The sequence below is a fragment of the Acinetobacter sp. 1124_18A genome (assembly GCF_052824995.1).
In genome coordinates this window covers 70,553-89,458 of sequence record NZ_VTDF01000011.1, presented here as the reverse complement: position 1 = coordinate 89,458, position 18,906 = coordinate 70,553, and the positions used below count along the sequence as shown (strand labels likewise).

Annotated in this window: 18 protein-coding genes and 4 tRNA genes; 2 read left to right on the top strand and 20 right to left on the bottom strand. The window is 39.7% G+C overall.

All coding sequences use genetic code 11. The annotated features are described in order from the left end of the window. Positions 1-159: 159 nt before the first annotated feature. From FY048_RS17355 to FY048_RS17270, 18 genes are all read right to left on the bottom strand, one after another. Positions 160-234, bottom strand: a tRNA-Thr gene (locus FY048_RS17355). Between the two features lie 13 nt (positions 235-247). After that, positions 248-323, bottom strand: a tRNA-Gly gene (locus FY048_RS17350). A gap of 37 nt (positions 324-360) precedes the next feature. Further along, positions 361-444, bottom strand: a tRNA-Tyr gene (locus FY048_RS17345). A gap of 52 nt (positions 445-496) precedes the next feature. Further along, a tRNA-Thr gene (locus FY048_RS17340) sits at positions 497-572 on the bottom strand. A gap of 98 nt (positions 573-670) precedes the next feature. Further along, on the bottom strand, positions 671-2,164 hold the full coding sequence (gene trpE / locus FY048_RS17335) for an anthranilate synthase component I (protein WP_336170082.1): 1,494 nt from the start codon (positions 2,162-2,164) through the stop codon (positions 671-673). A gap of 109 nt (positions 2,165-2,273) precedes the next feature. Beyond that, positions 2,274-2,942 (bottom strand): phosphoglycolate phosphatase, encoded by a 669-nt coding sequence (locus FY048_RS17330; protein WP_446091960.1) that lies wholly within the window; start codon positions 2,940-2,942, stop codon positions 2,274-2,276. Positions 2,943-3,007: 65 nt separating this feature from the next. Continuing rightward, the gene (locus tag FY048_RS17325; RefSeq protein ID WP_446091959.1) at positions 3,008-3,637 is read right to left on the bottom strand and encodes an FHA domain-containing protein; all 630 of its coding nucleotides are present in this window, start codon (positions 3,635-3,637) and stop codon (positions 3,008-3,010) included. 40 nt (positions 3,638-3,677) lie between these two features. Next, the gene (gene gspD, locus FY048_RS17320) at positions 3,678-5,954 is read right to left on the bottom strand and encodes a type II secretion system secretin GspD (protein ID WP_446091958.1); all 2,277 of its coding nucleotides are present in this window, start codon (positions 5,952-5,954) and stop codon (positions 3,678-3,680) included. Between the two features lie 41 nt (positions 5,955-5,995). Further along, the gene (locus FY048_RS17315; protein ID WP_446091957.1) at positions 5,996-6,835 is read right to left on the bottom strand and encodes a type II secretion system protein N; all 840 of its coding nucleotides are present in this window, start codon (positions 6,833-6,835) and stop codon (positions 5,996-5,998) included. Then, positions 6,835-7,578 (bottom strand): type II secretion system protein N, encoded by a 744-nt coding sequence (gene gspN / locus FY048_RS17310; protein WP_446091956.1) that lies wholly within the window; start codon positions 7,576-7,578, stop codon positions 6,835-6,837. Before gspN ends, FY048_RS17315 begins: the two co-directional genes overlap by 1 nt. A gap of 333 nt (positions 7,579-7,911) precedes the next feature. Beyond that, on the bottom strand, positions 7,912-8,238 hold the full coding sequence (locus FY048_RS17305; RefSeq protein WP_003654486.1) for an H-NS histone family protein: 327 nt from the start codon (positions 8,236-8,238) through the stop codon (positions 7,912-7,914). A 194-nt stretch (positions 8,239-8,432) separates the two neighbouring features. Next, positions 8,433-8,873 (bottom strand): acyl-CoA thioesterase, encoded by a 441-nt coding sequence (locus FY048_RS17300; protein WP_446091955.1) that lies wholly within the window; start codon positions 8,871-8,873, stop codon positions 8,433-8,435. Between the two features lie 7 nt (positions 8,874-8,880). Continuing rightward, positions 8,881-10,074 carry a heme biosynthesis protein HemY gene (locus tag FY048_RS17295; RefSeq protein WP_446091954.1) on the bottom strand — a complete coding sequence of 398 codons (1,194 nt, stop codon included), beginning with the start codon at positions 10,072-10,074 and terminating at the stop codon, positions 8,881-8,883. A 9-nt stretch (positions 10,075-10,083) separates the two neighbouring features. Continuing rightward, positions 10,084-10,926 carry a hypothetical protein gene (locus FY048_RS17290; protein WP_446091953.1) on the bottom strand — a complete coding sequence of 281 codons (843 nt, stop codon included), beginning with the start codon at positions 10,924-10,926 and terminating at the stop codon, positions 10,084-10,086. Positions 10,927-10,934: 8 nt separating this feature from the next. Then, positions 10,935-11,702 (bottom strand): uroporphyrinogen-III synthase, encoded by a 768-nt coding sequence (locus tag FY048_RS17285; protein WP_446091952.1) that lies wholly within the window; start codon positions 11,700-11,702, stop codon positions 10,935-10,937. A 3-nt stretch (positions 11,703-11,705) separates the two neighbouring features. Then, complete coding sequence (gene hemC, locus FY048_RS17280; protein WP_446091951.1) at positions 11,706-12,623, bottom strand: hydroxymethylbilane synthase; 918 nt, start codon at positions 12,621-12,623, stop codon at positions 11,706-11,708. Positions 12,624-12,724: 101 nt separating this feature from the next. Beyond that, on the bottom strand, positions 12,725-13,465 hold the full coding sequence (locus FY048_RS17275) for a LytR/AlgR family response regulator transcription factor (RefSeq protein WP_446091950.1): 741 nt from the start codon (positions 13,463-13,465) through the stop codon (positions 12,725-12,727). Between the two features lie 60 nt (positions 13,466-13,525). After that, positions 13,526-14,665, bottom strand: coding sequence for a sensor histidine kinase (locus tag FY048_RS17270; protein WP_446091949.1), 1,140 nt, complete (start codon positions 14,663-14,665; stop codon positions 13,526-13,528). Here FY048_RS17270 and argH point away from each other — a divergent pair. Both argH and FY048_RS17260 read left to right on the top strand, forming a co-directional pair. Further along, positions 14,656-16,089: an argininosuccinate lyase gene (gene argH / locus FY048_RS17265; protein WP_035366301.1), complete on the top strand. Its 1,434-nt coding sequence runs from the start codon at positions 14,656-14,658 to the stop codon at positions 16,087-16,089. The genes FY048_RS17270 and argH overlap by 10 nt on opposite strands. Before the next feature lie 9 nt (positions 16,090-16,098). Further along, complete coding sequence (locus tag FY048_RS17260; protein WP_016139496.1) at positions 16,099-16,368, top strand: oxidative damage protection protein; 270 nt, start codon at positions 16,099-16,101, stop codon at positions 16,366-16,368. Positions 16,369-16,673: 305 nt separating this feature from the next. On the opposite strand, the gene phoU is transcribed toward FY048_RS17260, so the two are convergent. Both phoU and abuO read right to left on the bottom strand, forming a co-directional pair. Beyond that, positions 16,674-17,396, bottom strand: a complete 723-nt coding sequence (gene phoU / locus FY048_RS17255) for a phosphate signaling complex protein PhoU (RefSeq protein ID WP_035366304.1) — start codon at positions 17,394-17,396, stop codon at positions 16,674-16,676. A gap of 105 nt (positions 17,397-17,501) precedes the next feature. Then, positions 17,502-18,848, bottom strand: coding sequence for a multidrug efflux outer membrane protein AbuO (gene abuO / locus FY048_RS17250; protein WP_446091948.1), 1,347 nt, complete (start codon positions 18,846-18,848; stop codon positions 17,502-17,504). Positions 18,849-18,906: the final 58 nt, after the last annotated feature.

Sequence of the window (18,906 nt, the reverse complement as noted above, 5' to 3'; positions counted from 1 at the left end):
AGCCTTAGCCATGTTTTATAGTCCTCGTTTACGTCGAACACAATTCTGAGTAAAACTCAGCATCGACATATCGCCTAAAAAATCAAACACCCAATACTTGAAAAGCAGACTAATAAGCCTGCTTTTTAAATCTTTGTAGAAAATCTACTAAACTGTATCTGGAGCTCTTATCGAGATTTGAACTCGAGACCTCTCCCTTACCAAGGGAGTGCTCTACCACTGAGCTATAAGAGCGATTATCCTTCGATGGAGCGGGAGACGAGGGTCGAACTCGCGACATGCAGCTTGGAAGGCTGCCGCTCTACCAACTGAGCTACTCCCGCACGATGCTGGTATACTTAGCACTTCAATCGAAGTTAATGGTGGTGAGAGAAGGATTCGAACCTTCGAAACTTTCGTAGCGGAGTTACAGTCCGCCCCCTTTGACCGCTCGGGAATCTCACCACATCACACTTATTTCAGTGTTATCCTTTACTTAACAACTTTACACTTTAGATGGTGCCGGCACACGGATTCGAACTGTGGACCTACTGATTACAAGTCAGTTGCTCTACCAACTGAGCTATGCCGGCGCTTCTTAGTGTTTCGTACGTTTCGTATCGGAACGGTGTGCAGTTTAGCAAAACTTCCAAACGATGCAAGCAGTTTTTTTAAAAAAACTGCTAAAAACTTATAAAATCAATCCATTTGACGATAATTCAACCGCTTTAATCACTGCACGAGCTTTTATTTGTGTTTCATTCCATTCTGATTCAGGATTTGAGTCAGCAACCAAGCCTGCTCCAGCCTGCACATAGACTTTTTTATCACGGATTACACACGTACGGATTGCAATCGACATATCCATTTCACCATGCCATCCTAAATATCCTACTGCCCCGCCAAAAACGCCTCGCTTAACAGGCTCTACTTCATCAATAATTTCCATGGCACGAATTTTCGGTGCACCAGATAAAGTACCTGCTGGAAAAGTTGCCTTAAATACATCTAGTGCATCGATATCATCACGCACTTCACCTTGTACATTTGAAACGATGTGCATGACATGCGAATAGCGTTCAATGACCATTTGATCAGTCACTTTAACCTTACCAATTTTAGAAACTCGCCCAACATCATTTCGACCAAGATCAATCAACATTAAATGCTCTGCGATTTCTTTTTCATCAGAAAGTAAGTCTTTTTCTAAAGCAATATCTTCTTCTTTAGTTTTTCCACGTGGTCTCGTACCAGCAAGCGGGCGAACTGTCGCAATACCATTTTCCAAACGAGAGAGAATTTCAGGTGAAGATCCTACAATATGAAATGGTTTTTGATCTGTAATTGTTTGACCTTGTACTAAGAACAAATAAGGCGAAGGATTTAAATGACGTAAAGCACGGTAAACCTGTAAAGCCTCTCCATCAAAGTCAGAAACCATGCGTTGCCCAGGAACAACTTGCATAACATCACCAGCACGGATGTATTCTTTAACCTTTTCTATGGTCTCAAGAAATTTCGCTTTACCCGTAATCGATTCAAAATGAGGTGGTGTATGTGGCTTAGCTTGCAAGCTAACTGGTGTAGCCAACAATTGCTCTAATTGATCTAATTTTTGCTGCGCATCTTCATAAGCATTTGGCTGTGCTGTATCGGCATGAACAATTAAAAATAAAGTATCTTTCAAGTTATCAAAAACAATGACTGTCTTTGAGAGCATCAACCACAAATCTGGTAAAGCAATTGGATCAGCCGCAGGCACATTCTTTAAGCGCGGCTCAATATAACGAACTGCATCATAGCCCAAATAGCCAACCAATCCGCCAGTAAAACTTGGTAAGTCAGGCAGAAGCTCAGCGGGTGGAACTGTAAATTGCTTCTGAAACTCACGAATATATTCAAATGGATCTAGACAATCTTCTTGTGTGATTGAACCATCAGCATGCTGTATAGATAAAACGCCAGCATTACATGAAAAAACTGTCGACTCACCTAAACCAATCATGGAGTAGCGCGCCCAGTTTTCACCACCTTCAACCGACTCAAATAAATAAGCTTGTTTTTGTTCCTTAAAGCGAGCAAAAACCGATAAAGGTGTTTCCGTATCTGCCAAACGCTGACGATAAACTGGAATAGTGTTGTAACCTGATGCCTTAAGTTGTTCGAATTGCGCTAATGTAGTCATGAATTTTTCTCTAATATGGTTTCGATTTAAAACGGTGTTTTTCTAGTTTCGATTTAGACACGCCATCGAAAAACCATACGCTTATTCATGCTGATCTCCATTTCACTCATTAGATAATTAACTCAGCCAAACTATCAACCACTTGCTGAGGTTGGCAATCATAGATATTTTCTCCATGATTATAGCCATAGCTAACCACAATACAATCAATTCCCGCACGACGCGCAGCCTCAATATCGTTACTTGAATCGCCAATCATTAATGATTGCGAAGCAGATATTTTTAAGCTTTGCATGCAATGCAATAAAGGCAATGGATGTGGCTTTCTCTCTGGCAAACTATCGCCCCCAAGTACAACTTGGAAATAAGAAGAAAGTTCTAATGCATCAAGCAACCCTTGAGCAAGTTGCACAGGCTTATTGGTAACACATGCCATATGTATATTCAAAGCTTTACAATGCTTTAAAAACTCAGTGACTCCCGGATAAATTTGAGTATTCACACAAAGTTCTGCACCATATATGTCAACAAATTTCTGTAAGAGGACTTTATGCTGTTCAGTGTCTAATTTTCCAAAAATATGAAGTAGAACGCTTTCACAGAGTTTAGGCACTCCTTTGCCGACCCATGCTCGTATCTGGGCTTCTGTTACTAATGGCCAATTGAGCGCTTCTAAACTTAAATTCATAGACCGATACAAATCAGCAGCAGAATCAACTAATGTTCCATCTAGATCAAATAAAATTAAATCGCGCTTATTTAGTTGTGCAACAGACATCTTGTTCTTCTCAAAATTAAAAAGGCATGCGTTTAGCATGCCTTGATTGTAAAAGCAGTAACAGATTATTTAAAGAATAACCATGCCAATAAAGCTAAAATTACTAAAATAATAATGGTGATTAAACCAACTGAGGCATTCTTCTGTTGCTCTTTTTCTTCAGCAACACGAGAAACAGGCTCCTCAAAGGCAACAGGTGCCTGTTGTGGTTGTGCATTAACATCTACGCCTTCTGGAATCGGTGCAGGTTTTGGAATAGAAATATTCTGCGGCATACCATCGCGACTAACTTCTATTTCAGCAGCACGTTCTGTAAGGCTTGGCATGCCTTGATCACTTAAATCTTGGGTTGATGCCGTATTTACAGGCTCTACTTCAATTTCTGGCAAATCTAATATTTCTTTCGCAGGCGCTAATACAGAAAATTTAAAGCTAGCAAATTGGACAATATCACCATCATGCAACTGTTTTTCTTGCTCAATACGAATATCGTTTATGAATGTGCCGTTCGATGAATTAAGGTCTTGCACCCATAACAATTGATCTTTTAAAAGCAAAGCAGCATGGCGACGTGAAATTTCAGCAGCTTGTAACAATACATCAGCATCTTGATGGCGCCCCACCAACATATCACGATCAACACTAATTTCTTGGCCAGTAATTTCGCCAGTAATTGCTTGTAATTTCCAAGTCATGCGTATGTCCTATTCATTTTTTATCAATCATAACATGCTACTACGGCGCTGTGCTTGGACGCAGTGTCGTTGTTGTTACGGTATTTTTAGTACGATTAACTTCAGGTTCGGGCAACTGCAAGGTTTGCTTTCGAACCACAGGCTCTACCGCCACAGGTGTTATTACTGTCGAGCTTTTGCCACCTGAAGGAACCTGCTGATAGTTTTTTGGCTGAGGGCCAATATCTGGTGGTGTCATTTTTTGATTATAGACATCATCAACCTGTTCAGGCAGTTTGGCAAAGTTGCCATTTCTATCCATCGCCAATTGCAAGCTGTAAAGCTGGTTATAGCGCTGCTGAGACAAACGACGCACATCATTCGCATCACCCACAATTGTTGGATGAATAAAGACAAGTAGATTACGCTTCGTATTACTTCTGCTGTCTGATCGGAATAACCTACCTACATATGGAATGCTGCTTAACCCAGGAATACCTTGACGACTAAGCTCAACATCATCAGACACCAACCCACCTAAAACCACTGTCTGTCCATGTTCGGCCAATACAGCAGTTTTAATAGCCCGTTTATTGGTAATTAAATCAGCCGCCTGACCTTTACTGGTCTGAACATTCGAAACTTCTTGCTCAACTTCAAGACGAACCGTACCGCCTTCACCGATATGAGGAACAACTTTTAATGTCACACCCACATCTTTACGTTCAACAGTTGTGTATGGATTGATACCTGTACTATTTGTAGTGACCGAACCTGTTACAAATGGAACGTTCTGACCGACAACAATATAAGCCTCTTCATTATCCATCGTCACAATGGATGGTGTCGAAAGTAAATTTGATTTGGTGTTAGCTTTGAGGGCTTGAATTAATGCACCATAAGCCTTACGGGAATTCTCAAAATTACCCACAGCAAAAGTTGCACCATTACCCTTATTAGTACCACCTGCAATAGCAGACGCTGCTCCAGCCGAACCACCAGACAAATAACCTGCAGCAATAGAAGATAAACTTGCACCCACATTACTGAAGCTAAGCAAGCCAATTCCACTAGATAAATCACCTAGCGCCCATTGAATCCCAAGTTGATCCGCATCATCTCCTGAGACTTCAATAATGGCAGCTTCAATTAAAACTTGCTGGCGGCGAACATCGAGTTGCTGGATAGCAGATTCAATTTCACGCATTAATTGTGGATCAGCCTTAACCACTAACGAGTTTTGGGCATTATCCGCGATAATGCTCACACCATTTTGGCTAAAGCTAGAGATACTGTTCTGATTACTACTGTTTGAATTACCATTTAGGTTAATAGATGGAGTAGAAATTGAGCTACCATTTGAACCAGATGTATTTGAGCTAGAATTCTGGTTATTACCCATCAAATTATTAATCGGATTCGATGAGTTAGAGGAATTATTATTACTATTTGACGAAGAAACAGCTTGCCCTGTTACAAGGCCTTGTAAAATCTCAGATAAGTTTTTTGCACTTGCATATTTTAATCGAAAAACTTTTAAGCCGCCTAAGCGGTCTGCCGAAGGCACATCCAGCATCTCAATCATGTGGCGAATGCGCTTACGTGTTTCAGGATCACCCTTCACCAAAATACGATTCGTTCGATTGTCTGCAATAATACGAATACGTGCACCATTAAAATCTTTCGAAGCTCCAGTTGCGCTCATTGCCTCAAGTTGAGTAATGATTTCTTCCGCTTGGCTCGATTGGAGGCTTATTGCCTCAATATCATTTTGGCCAGTACCATCTAGATTACGAATAATATTTTCAAGTTGGTAAATATTCGCAGCTCGGTCCGAAACAATCAGCGCATTAGTCCCTGCTATCGCAGCCATATGTGCAAATTGCGGCATTAAAGGGCGAAGTGCTGGAATTAAGTCATTTGGATTGGTATTTTCAAGCCAAATGACTCGAGTGACGATTTGATCACCACGCAGCCTATTTCTAGAGTCGTAAGGAATTCCCGAATTTTTAACATTACTATCCGGCACCAGTTTGATGGTGTTCCCTGAAGGAATTGCCACGACCCCATTTACATTTAAGACCCCAAGAAACAGATCATAAACTTCATCTTTATTGAGGGGTTTATTCGATATTACTGTGACATTGCCACGCACTCGCGGATCTACTGCAAAGTTTTTCCCCGTAATATCTGCAACTTCATTAATAAATGCAGTTAAGTCAGCATCACGTAAATTGATCTTCCATGTCTGGGCATAGACGCTGCTGCTCACTGTCGCAATCAATGGGGCTGCTGCAAGTAATGCCCAAAGTGGACGTTGATGATTCAATAAAGCCATAACTTGCGATAATTCCTAACTCTTATGGTGACGTGTTATCACTAAAAATTTTGTTGTATGGTCATCACTTGATCACCACGTTTTATTTCTAATTTCACTTGCCCAGCTCGACGAGCCTGTTCAAGTAACTGCACATCCGTTTGTCCTTGCCCAACCGTTTGACCGTTTAAAGAAACAATCCGGTCACCCGGCCTTAAACCTAACTTATTTCGAAGCGCAGTGGGTGTACGTTCTGTAACTTCAAAACCTCCGCCTGAGTTCCCGCTTACCCCCATATCTTTGAGGTACTGCTCTCGGTTCCCTTGCATTTGCTGAATAGCCTGTCCAAGCGCTTCTTGAGTCGTATTAGTCGAAGGTGCCTGTTGAGTAGGAGCTGTTGAATTCTCTGGGGATGCCTGTGGATTAGGTGGTTGATATAATCCGTTTGGCAAACCTTTAAACCGAAGCTCACGCGTACTTCCATTACCTTGACGCAATATCACATGATCCCAATAAACTTCTGCTAACTGGTAGGATGTAGAAGCTATTGTTTCACCCACCCGATACCGGTCAGCAGTATTATCAAGCTTAATAACAGCCGAAGAAAAACGGTTCGGATAGCCCACTATCACCCCCTGTAATTCTAGGTTGACATTTTCCTGGGCTGCATTGGCTGAAGGTTCATTAAAAAGCGAAAAAGTACTAATGTTAGGAATCTGCGGCTGTTGTGATCCTAACTCTACCCGATCAAACTGCATCATTTGAGGAGGTGCAATAACCCACCAAAATAATGAAGCCAATTTCCAACACAGCCATAAAACTAAAAAGGCAAATACGACAACACTTAACCGATCTAATTTTTGCCATTGTAGTTGCTGTAATTTTTCAATCCATACTTTCATTAGTTGCCCCCTTGCATCAAAGGTTGGCGAGAACTAATGACAAATGTATCTAAACCAGCTTTCCCATCGTAAGACGGAATATTTAGTAATAATCTTTGTGTGAGCTGCACATCAAGCATCATATTGGCATCTAATAAAAGATTTGCCATTTTTTGACTGCGTTGATCACGTATATCAATCTGTAATTGACCATTTTGATCCGTTAATTGCCCATTCAAAGAAGGCATATTCATCCGGTCTTGACGGTCACCAATATTATAAATTAAAGCACCACCACCCCAATGCAATTGACCATCAACTGCAGCGAAACCTTGCTCTTTTTTATAATTAAAATCAATATCTTTTAACTGGATACTGTTCACAGGCCATTGCCAGTTCACAATTTGCTTTAATGTTTCAGGCGCAATTTGACCATTCATTGCCCTTACAAGTACTTTTTTACCAACACCATAAGCCATTACCCCAGATAATTGGGTATTTCCACTATGGATATCTACATCAGCAGCGAACCTTAATAAAAACAGGTCAAGAGGTCTAGTTTTCCAATGAATCGAGCCTCTCAAAGTACCGCGCCGCCAATCTGCTTGGCCTTGCCAGATATTTCCACTTACATTGTGTAGAGTTTGATTATTCTTTGAAAATTTAGAAATAAGCCAAGTCGCTGGGATCTGTAAAATAATAAAAATTAAAAATGCAATGAGGGCAAATAACCACCACTTCCATTGCTTAGACTTTTTCTTCATTCAGCCTTACCAACATGCAAATTATCGTCCTTATTTTGAGAGTAGCTCCCTAGTCTGACATTATGCATACTTTTTCAACATCGCCAATTCACTTCATATAAAAAAACCAAGCAATCGGGCTTGGCTTTGGTATTAAGACTATAAGTTGAACGTATGACAAAATCATGAAAACTGGCTAATCAACTTACTAAATGTACGTTTGATCTCAACAATCTATTTAAAGATGAATTTAAACACTCAATTTCTTAAATAATATTTACCGTAAAATTTTAGATATTTTTACTCACAAAAAAGCCAGGAAAATTTTCCTGGCTTTTTAAAACGGCAATACGATTAGATTAAGAAATCTTCAAGTTTTGCGCCTTTTTCAATTTCAGCAACTAACCAACGTGGTTGTTTACCACGGCCAGTCCAAGTCTCTTCAGAATTGTTTTTGTTACGGTAGCGCGGCTCAACAGATTTACGTGTTGTTTTCTTACGTTTTTGAGCACCAAACTCAAGAAGCTGTTCAACACTAAAACCTACATTTTCAGCGATCTCGATAATTTGATTATAAGCATCTTCGATTGCTTGATCTTTTTTACTTACAATTAAAGCTTCCGCTTCTTCTTGTAAGCGTTTTAACTCTTCAACAGATAATTCACTGATATCCGGTTTCATTAATAAATACTCCAGTCTTACAGACAATTCAAAATAATACAGACAAAATTTAAAAACATAAAATCAAGACCAATATTATTTATAATCTATTCAATAAGCAATAGTTTGAAAGCCATGTTCATCAGAATAACTAAAAAAATTACCTTTTAATTACATTATCAATTATAAATGAAATATATTTTATTAATATTTATTTAAGATAAATGTATTAAGTCATGCCCAACAGATTTTTCTAGCTCAATAATTTTTTGTTTTATTTCCTGAGGTATTTCACATTTTCGTTCTGTTAATTTATCTACGCAGACCATAACAGCTTCACCAGTAGCCACGATTTGTTGTTGTGTCTCGCTCCATAATATATAAGCCATACGGAATGCACTATTACGGAGCTCTTCCACGCGAACACCGACTTTCAATACATCTGGATAAAAAACTGGCTTTAAATATTTACACTGACTTGAGGCTACAACGGTATATAATTGTGGCGTTAATATATTTATAGCGTCCATATATAAAATACGTGAGCTTTCAATATATCGATAATATTGTACATTATTGACATGACCGAAAGCATCCATATCTCCCCACGCTACTTTCTGTTCATATATTATCGGGTAGACAGACAGTTCTTTCATTTTTGCCTCATATTTTAAATTTTAAAAAATTCGCATCATTTTCAAAGATTAGGTTTAACTGTTTGATTAACACTTCATCTTCATTAAGCGTAGACTTAATACGTAAATAGCTCATTAAAATATTATCTGGATATAATGATAATAATGTTTCAGCCTCTGCTTGACGTCCAGTTGCCATATAGACATGCCATTTTGCAAAGGTTAAAACTGGCAAATTCATATATTGATTTTCAAACTCAATAATTTTTTCTTCAACATCGGCATAGTCTGGAACCTGCTTAAGCAATTGTTGCTGGAACCACAGGTAAAATACTTCTGGGTCGAACTGCTCTTTTAATAGGTGTAGTGTTAACGCCGCATGCTGCCTGCTCATATCAGGCATACGCGCCAATAGTTTGAGCCATAACAACTTACTGCTATACGGTCGAGTTTGAATCTCAGACTCTAAATCCAGATAACGTTGTTGCAAGGCATGCAGGTCGTCAACAGAAGCTTGATCAAACTGTTGAAGAAGTTGCTGCAACCATAAATCACGGTGCTCAGCATCTAATAACCCATACTTCATTGACCGCAAATATACCCATGGATGTTGCAGCGCTAATTGCCCCCATAACGCGGTTAATCTTTGCTGGTAGGCAGTTTCTATTTCTTCAAGCCAAGGCGACAACTGATGTTGGTATAAAAACTCAAGATGAGTTAATGCACGATCAGCTTCGTTTTGGGCTAAAAAGATTTCGATTCGCTCTAACTCTGCCAATTCAAATGCCATGGGTGGTGACTGATCTAAAGCAGCCAATGCTTTTGGATAGTCCCCACTTAAAACTAGAAACTTGGCATCAATAATATTTTTTAAAAGTGCTGACTGAGTAAAAACACGTTCAATAAATACACGTTGGTCTTCAGCAGCCTCTAATAACCAGACAATACCTAATTGTTCATAGGGATGAAGGTTTTTAAACTGGAAGATGTTTTCACTTTTTCTTTGCTCGCGAGAGGAATATCGTTTAACCCAAAGCCACACCAGTTGAGCAATAAAACTCACCACCACAAAAGCTAGGGTTAATCCCCAGACATTTGTTTGCAACTGTAATTGTCGCCAGTAGATATAGACATACCCCATTCCATAGCCATAACTAAATAAGGCTAAAGCTGCAAAGAGTATTAAGCTGATTACAAAATAAACCGACAGGAGGTGTTTCATATCTCCTCCTTATGAGCCAATTAGACCAAGTGTAGATAATTTAGGAACAGGCACGACAGATAGATGTGCCACTTTAGCAATACGGTTTTTTAACTGCTGACTCGTTGCATCAGGCATTTCATCTAGTTTTTGCATCACAGATTGCAACTCGTTTTGGTACTCTGTCATTTTGCCTTGATTGAGCGCCTGCTCCGCAATTAATAATCTTAATTGCACTTCTTTGAGCACTACACTTCGATTCATTAAATTAATAGACGGCGTTTCTACTTTTTCTATACGGAACCATTTTTTCCACCAAGACACAGACTCAGATTGATCCATCTCAAGTTTAGGCTGAGCTAAAGCTTGCTGAATATTTTTATCAATCGTCTGTAATAAATCATCAATCAATTGATGGCGTTGATTTTGGGCCAAACTGAATTGTTGAACTGCTTGTTTATCCTGCTCAAGCGATTGATTCAAGCTATGTTGCAATGCAGGAGCAATTTCATAGTGCAGAAGGGATTGCTGTAACTGACTTAATTGATCAACTGCGTAAATTAATTGTTGCTGATCAATTGCAAATTGAATTAAATCCAACTTTTGTTTAATTAAAACTGTAGGAGCAATACCTGTCGGTGGAGTATCTGGATGAGCCACTGAACTCAGTTTATCGCCTGTATTTACAGGTTGATTCTGTAATTGTCGCTGTAAAGCAACCAATTGATCATTTAGATTGGCATAGTGCTGTTCTGATTGAAGTAGACTTTGCTTAAGCTCGGGAACAGTACGAGAAATTTGCCACATATCGTAACTGAGCTTAGCCAACCAAGCCACGCCCAGTAAAATGATGATAGAAACAAGTTTTCTCATACGAATCCTTATAATGCCTGAATGTGATGAATCATCCCCGAAGGCGATAAATTTTCAAGTTGAATAATGTGAAAATGAGCCTGTTGCTGATCGCGATATTCTTTAACAATGTGAAAAAGACGTGGTCCTAAAACCAAATATACACAATCAGGTTGTACATTATTTTTTGAACAAAGCTCTAACCAATACTTCCAGCTGGCCTCACTGGTAATTAAGACCAGCCATTTGTTTAAATTATAATTTGAATTGTGTGTCAGATGTTTGAATGTAGAATATGAAGCTTCTGGGCACTGCCGATAATATAAAACAAAATTTAAAATCTGAATCCCTTGCTGCTGCAAGGTCTCCATCATAAATTGACGTCCACCCTCTCCTCGCCAGAAAGCGACGTTACCAGCCTGCTTCATATTATGAAGAATCGGTAGGTTTAACATTCCCTCAGAAGTTTCCACATCCGGAATATGTGCTTCTATGCCATACTCATGAAGACGATTAGCAGTAGCCTGCCCGACCGCAATCCACTGAACATGCTTCAAGTCAGCTAGTTTTAAACCGCTTTGCAGTAAATAATTCATGCCCACTTCAACAGCGGTTGGGCTAACGGCAACAATAGCTTGCGCCTTAACTAATTGCTGGTAAAGCTGAAGTAAGTGTTCTGAAAAGGGTTTGGCAACTAGTTCTAAAAGAGGTAAAGACTCAACCTGAAATCCCTTATTTTGCAAAGCTTCTGTTAATTCAGCTGCACGAGAATCAGGTCGAGTATTAATAAACAACATGGTTTAGTAGAGAGCCTTTAATAGCTCGCCAGCGCCTTGATCAAGTAAGTTTCGAGCAAGGTTTTCACCCAATTGCTGAGCATTGCTGGCTTCATCTGTTAGTTCAGCACGTAATAATGTTTGCCCATCGGCACTTCCGACACGACCTTCAATATGGATTTGTCCATTTTGTAGTGTGGCATAACCTGCAATTGGAACCTGACAACCACCTTCAAGATAGGCATTAAAGGCACGCTCAGCACGTACACAAACATCGGTTTCTTCGTGTAATAACGGTTGAATTAAAGCTAATACATGTTGGTCAGCTGCACGGCATTCCAAGCCCAACGCACCTTGACCCACCGCAGGCAAACTAATGTCTGGTGTTAAACAATGACGAATACGTTCTGAAAGACCTAAACGCTTCAAACCAGCGCTAGCTAAAATAATAGCGTCATATTGACCATCATCTAGTTTCGCTAAACGTGTGCCAACATTTCCACGCAAATCAATAATTTGCAAATCAGGACGTTGTTTTAAAATTTGAGATTTACGACGTAAACTTGATGTACCTACTTTTGCACCTTGTGGTAGGTCAGCAAATTTTTCAAATTGATTTGAAACGAAAGCATCTAATGGATCTTCACGTTCACAAATTACTGCCAAGGTTAGACCTTCTGGCAAAGCCATAGGGACATCTTTCATTGAATGTACAGCTAAATCTGCACGCCCATCTAAAAGTGCTGCTTCTAACTCTTTAACAAACAGCCCTTTCCCACCAATTTTTGCTAAAGGCGTATCTAAGATTTTATCGCCCTGCGTGACAAATTTAACCAACTCCACCGTTAAATCTGGGTGAAGCTCCTGTAATCGGGCACGAATATATTCTGCCTGCCAAAGAGCAAGTGGGCTTTGTCGTGTAGCAATTTTCAAGGTTTTCATAAATTCAAGCATGGGCTGGTCAAACGATACACCCTAAACTTAACTTGATCCCTTAAAATTGCAAGTAAAATCTCGCACGTACAAGATAACTCTTTTTAGGTTTAGAGCTGATGAATCCGCTCTCTAAGCATAGATAAATGTCGACGACTCACCGAAAGTCGTTCATCTAAGCCACGTAATCGAACCTGATATTGTCCCGAACTGACCAACTCCAATCCATCTAAATAGGCAACAGCAACCAACGCATTCCGATGAATGCGAATGAATTGATCTGCAAATTCGGTTTCAAGCTCTTTTAAAGTTTCATCAATTAATACACTGCCATTTTGATGACGCACCGTGACATATTTCTGATCTGCTAAAAAATAATAAATATTTTCAACTGGAATCAGCTCAACCCCACGATAGGTTTTTGCGGCAATTTGGTGTCTCTTTGTTTTGAGATCATGCAAAAAATCATGTTGTGGCAATGCATTAAGCTGTGCTCGAGTAAGCTGAGTCAGTTGACTAAAAACTTGTTCAAGTTCTTGAGGATCAATTGGTTTTAGAAGATAAGCTTGAGCCTGAGATTTAAATGCTTCCAATGCATGTTGGTCATAGGCCGTACAAAATACAATCGCAGGTCGTGGATTTAACTGACTTAACTGTTCTGCACAGACAAGACCATTCATACCTGGCATTTGAATATCAAGTAAGATTACATCCGGTTGATGAAGCCGCGCCTGTTCCAAGGCTTCTTGTCCATGCTGAGCTGTTGATACAACTTCATGTCCCATCTTTGAAACTAAACGTGATAATCGCTCCACTGCAAGTGGTTCATCATCACAAATCAGCACCTTCATTCATCCTCCTTGTCACCGTTAACTTGATCCATGTTTTTATGGTTAACTCTGACTAACTTATTATTTTGTTTGATATTGATAGCTCATAATGGTGGTATATAAGGTTTCACCTTTATAAACCTGAAATCTTACGGAATTCCCATAATATGCTTTCAGGCGCTGTTTTACATTTTCAAGCGCGATTCCATGCCCTTTCCTTGATTTTATTGTATCGTCTGTATATGGGTTGGTAATGACTATACTGACCTGATTTTGCAATATTTCAACCAATACCCCTATGGTTGCCTTACCCATCATTGGTTCTACCCCATGAAAAATACTATTCTCTAACAAAGGTTGTAATGTCAATAAAGGAATGGTGACCTGTTTCAGTTGCACAGGTGAAAGCTCGATTTTCCAATCTACTTTTAAACGCTCTCCCAAACGCACCTGCTCAATCATTAAATATTGTTTACTCAACTCGATTTCTTCATGCAGACTCACCAATTTCAATTCTTGGAAGCTGGCACGAAATAAACGTGACAGACTAATGAGCATGCTTTCTGCTTTATCTGGATCTATCGCAATTAAACTCACCACGTTATTTAAACTATTAAATAAAAAATGAGGATGAATTCGCGCTTGCATAGCCTGAATGCGGGCATTTAACTCCGCAGACTGTTGATGCAGCCACTGTTCTCTGACATATAGATAACGTAAGCAGAAAGCCCCTAGCAATATTCCATAGCTGAGATATAAAGGTACATTGGTAAAATAAATGCTCCAGCTCTGTGTTAAAGAAGCATGTTTATTTAAAAGACCAAACTGAAAAAAATTACTCATGAATGTAGTTAAAACAACAATACCTTGCAGCATGAAAAAGCCAATAGCCAAGGCAAATTCTTGACGTAAACTGCTAAAGAAACCCTGAAAACGTTCAACCAAGGCAAAAAATGACAAGATGACCCAGTTAATAAAAACGATATATTGTAAAAGGCGCCCACCGCTTAACGCTTGCCAAGACTGTGCTTCAGCCAATGCCAAGACTAGTGCCAAAACATTACTTGCGATAATTAATTCGAATAAGTGTTGCCAACGCCCGTTTTTCGTAAAAAAATAGGAAGAATTTTGATTTCGGTATGCTGTAGGAAACAACTTTGTTTGTTGAGCTTCGGCAAGTGATATACTCTTTTTTATTTTACTGAGCCACCATGACCACATCTTCAAATCCCCCTAATTCAGTAACCCCAGACCAAACCTCAGGTATGTGGGGTGGTCGTTTTTCTGAAGCGACGGATGCTTTTGTAGCCGAATTTACCGCCTCTGTTCAGTTTGACCAGCGTTTTTATAAACAAGACATCGCTGGTTCGATTGCGCATGCTACCATGCTTGCGAAAGTTGGCGTACTCACAGAAGCAGAACGCGATGACATTATTGAAGGTTTAAACACCATTCGCTCAGAAATTGAGGCTGGTACCTTTGAGTGGCGCATCGATCTTGAAGATGTTCACATGAACATTGAATCACGTTTGACTCAACGTATTGGCATTACAGGTAAAAAACTACACACAGGTCGTAGCCGTAACGATCAGGTTGCAACCGATATTCGTCTTTACCTACGCGACGAAATTGATGACATTTTAAAATTATTAGAACGCTTACAAAAAGGCTTATTAGGCTTGGCTGCCAAAAATACAAATACAATTATGCCAGGTTTCACACACTTACAAACTGCTCAGCCTGTGACTTTCGGTCACCACTTACTGGCTTGGTTTGAAATGTTAATTCGTGACACTGAACGTCTTCAGGATTGTCGTAAGCGCGTTAACCGTATGCCGCTTGGTTCAGCTGCCCTTGCTGGTACAACCTACCCAATTGACCGCCCTTACACAGCGGAACTGTTAGGTTTTGAAGCTGTATCTGAAAACTCACTTGATGCGGTATCTGACCGTGACTTCGCCATTGAGTTTAATGCAGCTGCTGCACTGATCATGATGCATTTATCACGTATGTCTGAAGAACTGATTCTTTGGACTTCTGCACAGTTCAAATTTGTGAATATTCCTGACCGTTTCTGTACTGGTTCTTCAATCATGCCACAGAAGAAAAATCCGGATGTTCCTGAACTTATTCGTGGTAAATCAGGCCGTGTATTTGGTGACTTAATTAGCTTACTTACGCTCATGAAAGGTCAACCATTGGCTTACAACAAAGACAACCAAGAAGATAAAGAACCTTTATTTGATGCGATCGATACGGTTCGTGGTTCACTCATGGCTTTCGCAGACATGATTCCTGCATTGGTTCCAAATATTGAAATCATGCGTGAAGCTGCCCTTCGCGGATTCTCGACTGCAACCGATCTTGCTGACTATTTAGTGAAAAAAGGCGTTGCTTTCCGTGATGCTCATGAAATTGTAGGTAAAGCTGTTGCGTTAGGTGTTGCTGAAGAAAAAGATTTATCTGAGTTAACACTTGAGCAATTACAACAATTCTCTGACCTAATTACAGCAGATGTGTTTGATAAAGCCTTAACACTAGAAGCTTCTGTAAATGCACGTGATCATATTGGCGGAACTTCACCAAAACAGGTTGAAGCTGCGATTGCTCGTGCCCATACACGTTTAGAACAGTTATACGCTTAAGGATAAACCATGAGTCGACAAGTATTTTGCCGCAAATATCAAAAGGAAATGGAAGGTCTAGACTTCGCTCCTTTTCCGGGTGCTAAAGGCCAAGACTTTTTTGAAAATGTTTCTAAGCAAGCATGGCAAGAATGGTTACAACACCAAACTACGCTGATTAATGAAAAGCGTTTAAATGTGTTTGAACCAGATTCAAAAAAGTTTCTTGAAGAACAACGTGAGAAGTTCTTTAACAATGATGAAAGCGTAGAAAAAGCTGAAGGCTGGAAACCAGAATAATCGGTTTGTTTTAACCTAATCATCATTTAAAAGGCGGGTCTATATACATAGATCCGCCTTTTTTTACGTGAAACTTACACAAGCATAAAAAGCCTTACATAGAGCGAACAGGACTCTACATGACATAGAAAAGCTCAGAACTTAATATCAATTCATAGCAAGAAGAACACGATCCCTGTCGTGTTTATGCATTTGATTTTCTGTCCTGAACTTCCCCCCAAAGTTCGGGACATTTTTTTATCTATTATTTTCAAAAATAAAAAAGCCTTGTTTGAAACAAGGCTTTTAAATATTTCAGCTCAAGATTACTTTTCGTGGACTTTGGCTTCAATTTCTTCAATTTTGGTATGACGAGCATCAAAGCCTTTTGCCATATAAATGACTTGCTCAGCAATGTTACGTGCATGGTCACCAATACGCTCTAAAGAACGTAGAACCCACATGACATTAATAACACGAGCAATATGACGTGGATCTTCAATCATATAGGTCATTAATGTACGCGTTGCTGACTGATATTCACGGTCAATGTCAGCATCGGCTAAAAGTACACGTAAAGCCTGATCTGCATCTAAACGCGCAAAAGCATCAAGAGCATCATGAATCATGACACGGACTTGGTTACCAATATGACGTGTTTCCATGTAGCCACGCGGTGATCCACCCTCTTCACACAAATTTTGTGCAATACGGGCAATTTTTGCTGCTTCGTCACCAATACGTTCAAGGTCAGTATTAGCCTTACTCATGGCAATAACCATACGCAAATCGATCGCTGCTGGATGACGACGCGCCAAAATTAGCGTCAAGCCTTCATCAATATCACGTTCATATTGATTGACTGCATTATCTTTAAATTGAACATCAATCGCTAAATTTGCATCTGTATCAAGCAAAGCATGAATTGCATTTGCGACCTGTTGTTCGACCAAGCCACCCATGGTCATAAACTTTGTGTTTACATCTTGCAATTCTTCATTAAATTGAGAAGAAATATGATGGGTTAACACCGGATTACTTGGACTCAAGGGAAGCCTCCAACATGATGGCGCAGGAATAAAATGATTGAGCATTAGAACACAGCAATCATTAAGTTTTTATGACAAAATTAAATTTCAGATAAAAGCATTTTATTACTGATAGGTTAACCAGTTATTTAGCTCGACCAGATCTTTTTCACTCAACTGACCTACCGCAGCTTTTAAACGAAGCACATTCAATAAATAGTCATATTGAGCATTAAGATAATCCTGTTTTGCAGAAAAAGCATTACGCTGGGCCAATAAAACATCAACCATACTTTTTAAGCCTTCGTTATAGCTCGCTTTCGAAGCTTGAGAAACTAAAGAAGACGAATCCATTGCAGCTTTTCTTGCTTCGAGTTTTGCTTGGTCTGTATCGACCTGCATAAATGCACTTTTTACGTCGACATTGGCACGGCGGATGGCCGCATCAAGTTGAGCCTGAGCTTTACTGGCTTCTACAGTCGCTTTTTTAATTGATGTTCGAGTGCGGCCGCCATTAAATAAATTCCAGTTCATTTCCACCCCAACCTGATCAAATTTTCCGTCAGTCGAAATAAGAGTCTCTGGGGTCTGTTTGGTATAACCATAGCTTGCAACGGCATCAACTTGAGGATAAAGCGCGGCCTTTTCCACACGGCGCTGATCTTCACTATATTGTTGCTGTAAACGGGCTTGCTGGATCTTTAGATTTTTTTGCTGGGCCAAAGAAATCCAGTCATTAAGCTCTGCTGGATAAGGCTTTTGAAAACTAAAATCACTGCGTAATACAGCAAGCTTATCTTGATAGGAACCAATATATTCAGAAAGCTGTTCTTGGGCTAAAAGTAATTGAACATTGGTTGAAATACGATTGGCTCTAGCATTTTGATATTGAGCATTTGCTTCACTCACATCACTACGGGCCACCAAACCCTCTTTGAGTTTGGCATTCATCATATTAAGCTGTTCAAGCAAAGCTTTTTCTTCTTGTAGGTATGCAACACTCAATGCCTGCTGACGTAGTACATTAAAATAGGCTTCTGCTACATTTAAAACATGATCTTGTTTTTGCAGTCTTAAGGTAATTTCACTTAAGGCAACCGAAGTTTTAACTTGCTTATAACCTTCCCAAGCATCCATTCGAAATAATGGCTGACGTGCTGTTAAGGTCGCTTGGCGAGTCGTTGAGGTATTACTTACCAAAGCATCAGAAAGCCCTTCTTGGTCAACACCTGGAAAGTTTGAACGCTTTACAGTTTGTCGATTACGAGTAATGTTTCCAGACAGTGTAACGGTGGGTAATAACGCTCCCGTTGCCAAGCCTAAATTAAGTTGATCTGCTTCAAATTGTTGTTGATTGGCTTGCCATGTCGGATCATTTTGTTTTGCGCGCTCATAAGTCTCAACCAAATCTAGAGCAAAACTCGAAGATGCAAAACTCCAAAGGCCAACAGCGACCATTAATTTTATTTTCATTGTTCAAATCAACGATAAAACTTGCCTTTAAGACTAAGAAAAATTCGAATCAAACTCA

Coding starts and splice junctions, on each gene's coding strand:
- abuO (WP_446091948.1), bottom strand. CDS start 18,848: ATGAAAATAAAATTAATGGTCGCTGTTGGCCTTTGGAGTTTTGCATCT.
- FY048_RS17270 (WP_446091949.1), bottom strand. CDS start 14,665: ATGTGGTCATGGTGGCTCAGTAAAATAAAAAAGAGTATATCACTTGCC.
- FY048_RS17300 (WP_446091955.1), bottom strand. CDS start 8,873: ATGAAAGAACTGTCTGTCTACCCGATAATATATGAACAGAAAGTAGCG.
- FY048_RS17275 (WP_446091950.1), bottom strand. CDS start 13,465: ATGAAGGTGCTGATTTGTGATGATGAACCACTTGCAGTGGAGCGATTA.
- FY048_RS17315 (WP_446091957.1), bottom strand. CDS start 6,835: ATGAAAGTATGGATTGAAAAATTACAGCAACTACAATGGCAAAAATTA.
- FY048_RS17295 (WP_446091954.1), bottom strand. CDS start 10,074: ATGAAACACCTCCTGTCGGTTTATTTTGTAATCAGCTTAATACTCTTT.
- FY048_RS17330 (WP_446091960.1), bottom strand. CDS start 2,942: ATGTCTGTTGCACAACTAAATAAGCGCGATTTAATTTTATTTGATCTA.
- trpE (WP_336170082.1), bottom strand. CDS start 2,164: ATGACTACATTAGCGCAATTCGAACAACTTAAGGCATCAGGTTACAAC.
- hemC (WP_446091951.1), bottom strand. CDS start 12,623: ATGAAAACCTTGAAAATTGCTACACGACAAAGCCCACTTGCTCTTTGG.
- FY048_RS17290 (WP_446091953.1), bottom strand. CDS start 10,926: ATGAGAAAACTTGTTTCTATCATCATTTTACTGGGCGTGGCTTGGTTG.
- FY048_RS17260 (WP_016139496.1), top strand. CDS start 16,099: ATGAGTCGACAAGTATTTTGCCGCAAATATCAAAAGGAAATGGAAGGT.
- FY048_RS17325 (WP_446091959.1), bottom strand. CDS start 3,637: ATGACTTGGAAATTACAAGCAATTACTGGCGAAATTACTGGCCAAGAA.
- FY048_RS17285 (WP_446091952.1), bottom strand. CDS start 11,702: ATGTTGTTTATTAATACTCGACCTGATTCTCGTGCAGCTGAATTAACA.
- gspN (WP_446091956.1), bottom strand. CDS start 7,578: ATGAAGAAAAAGTCTAAGCAATGGAAGTGGTGGTTATTTGCCCTCATT.
- FY048_RS17305 (WP_003654486.1), bottom strand. CDS start 8,238: ATGAAACCGGATATCAGTGAATTATCTGTTGAAGAGTTAAAACGCTTA.
- gspD (WP_446091958.1), bottom strand. CDS start 5,954: ATGGCTTTATTGAATCATCAACGTCCACTTTGGGCATTACTTGCAGCA.
- argH (WP_035366301.1), top strand. CDS start 14,656: ATGACCACATCTTCAAATCCCCCTAATTCAGTAACCCCAGACCAAACC.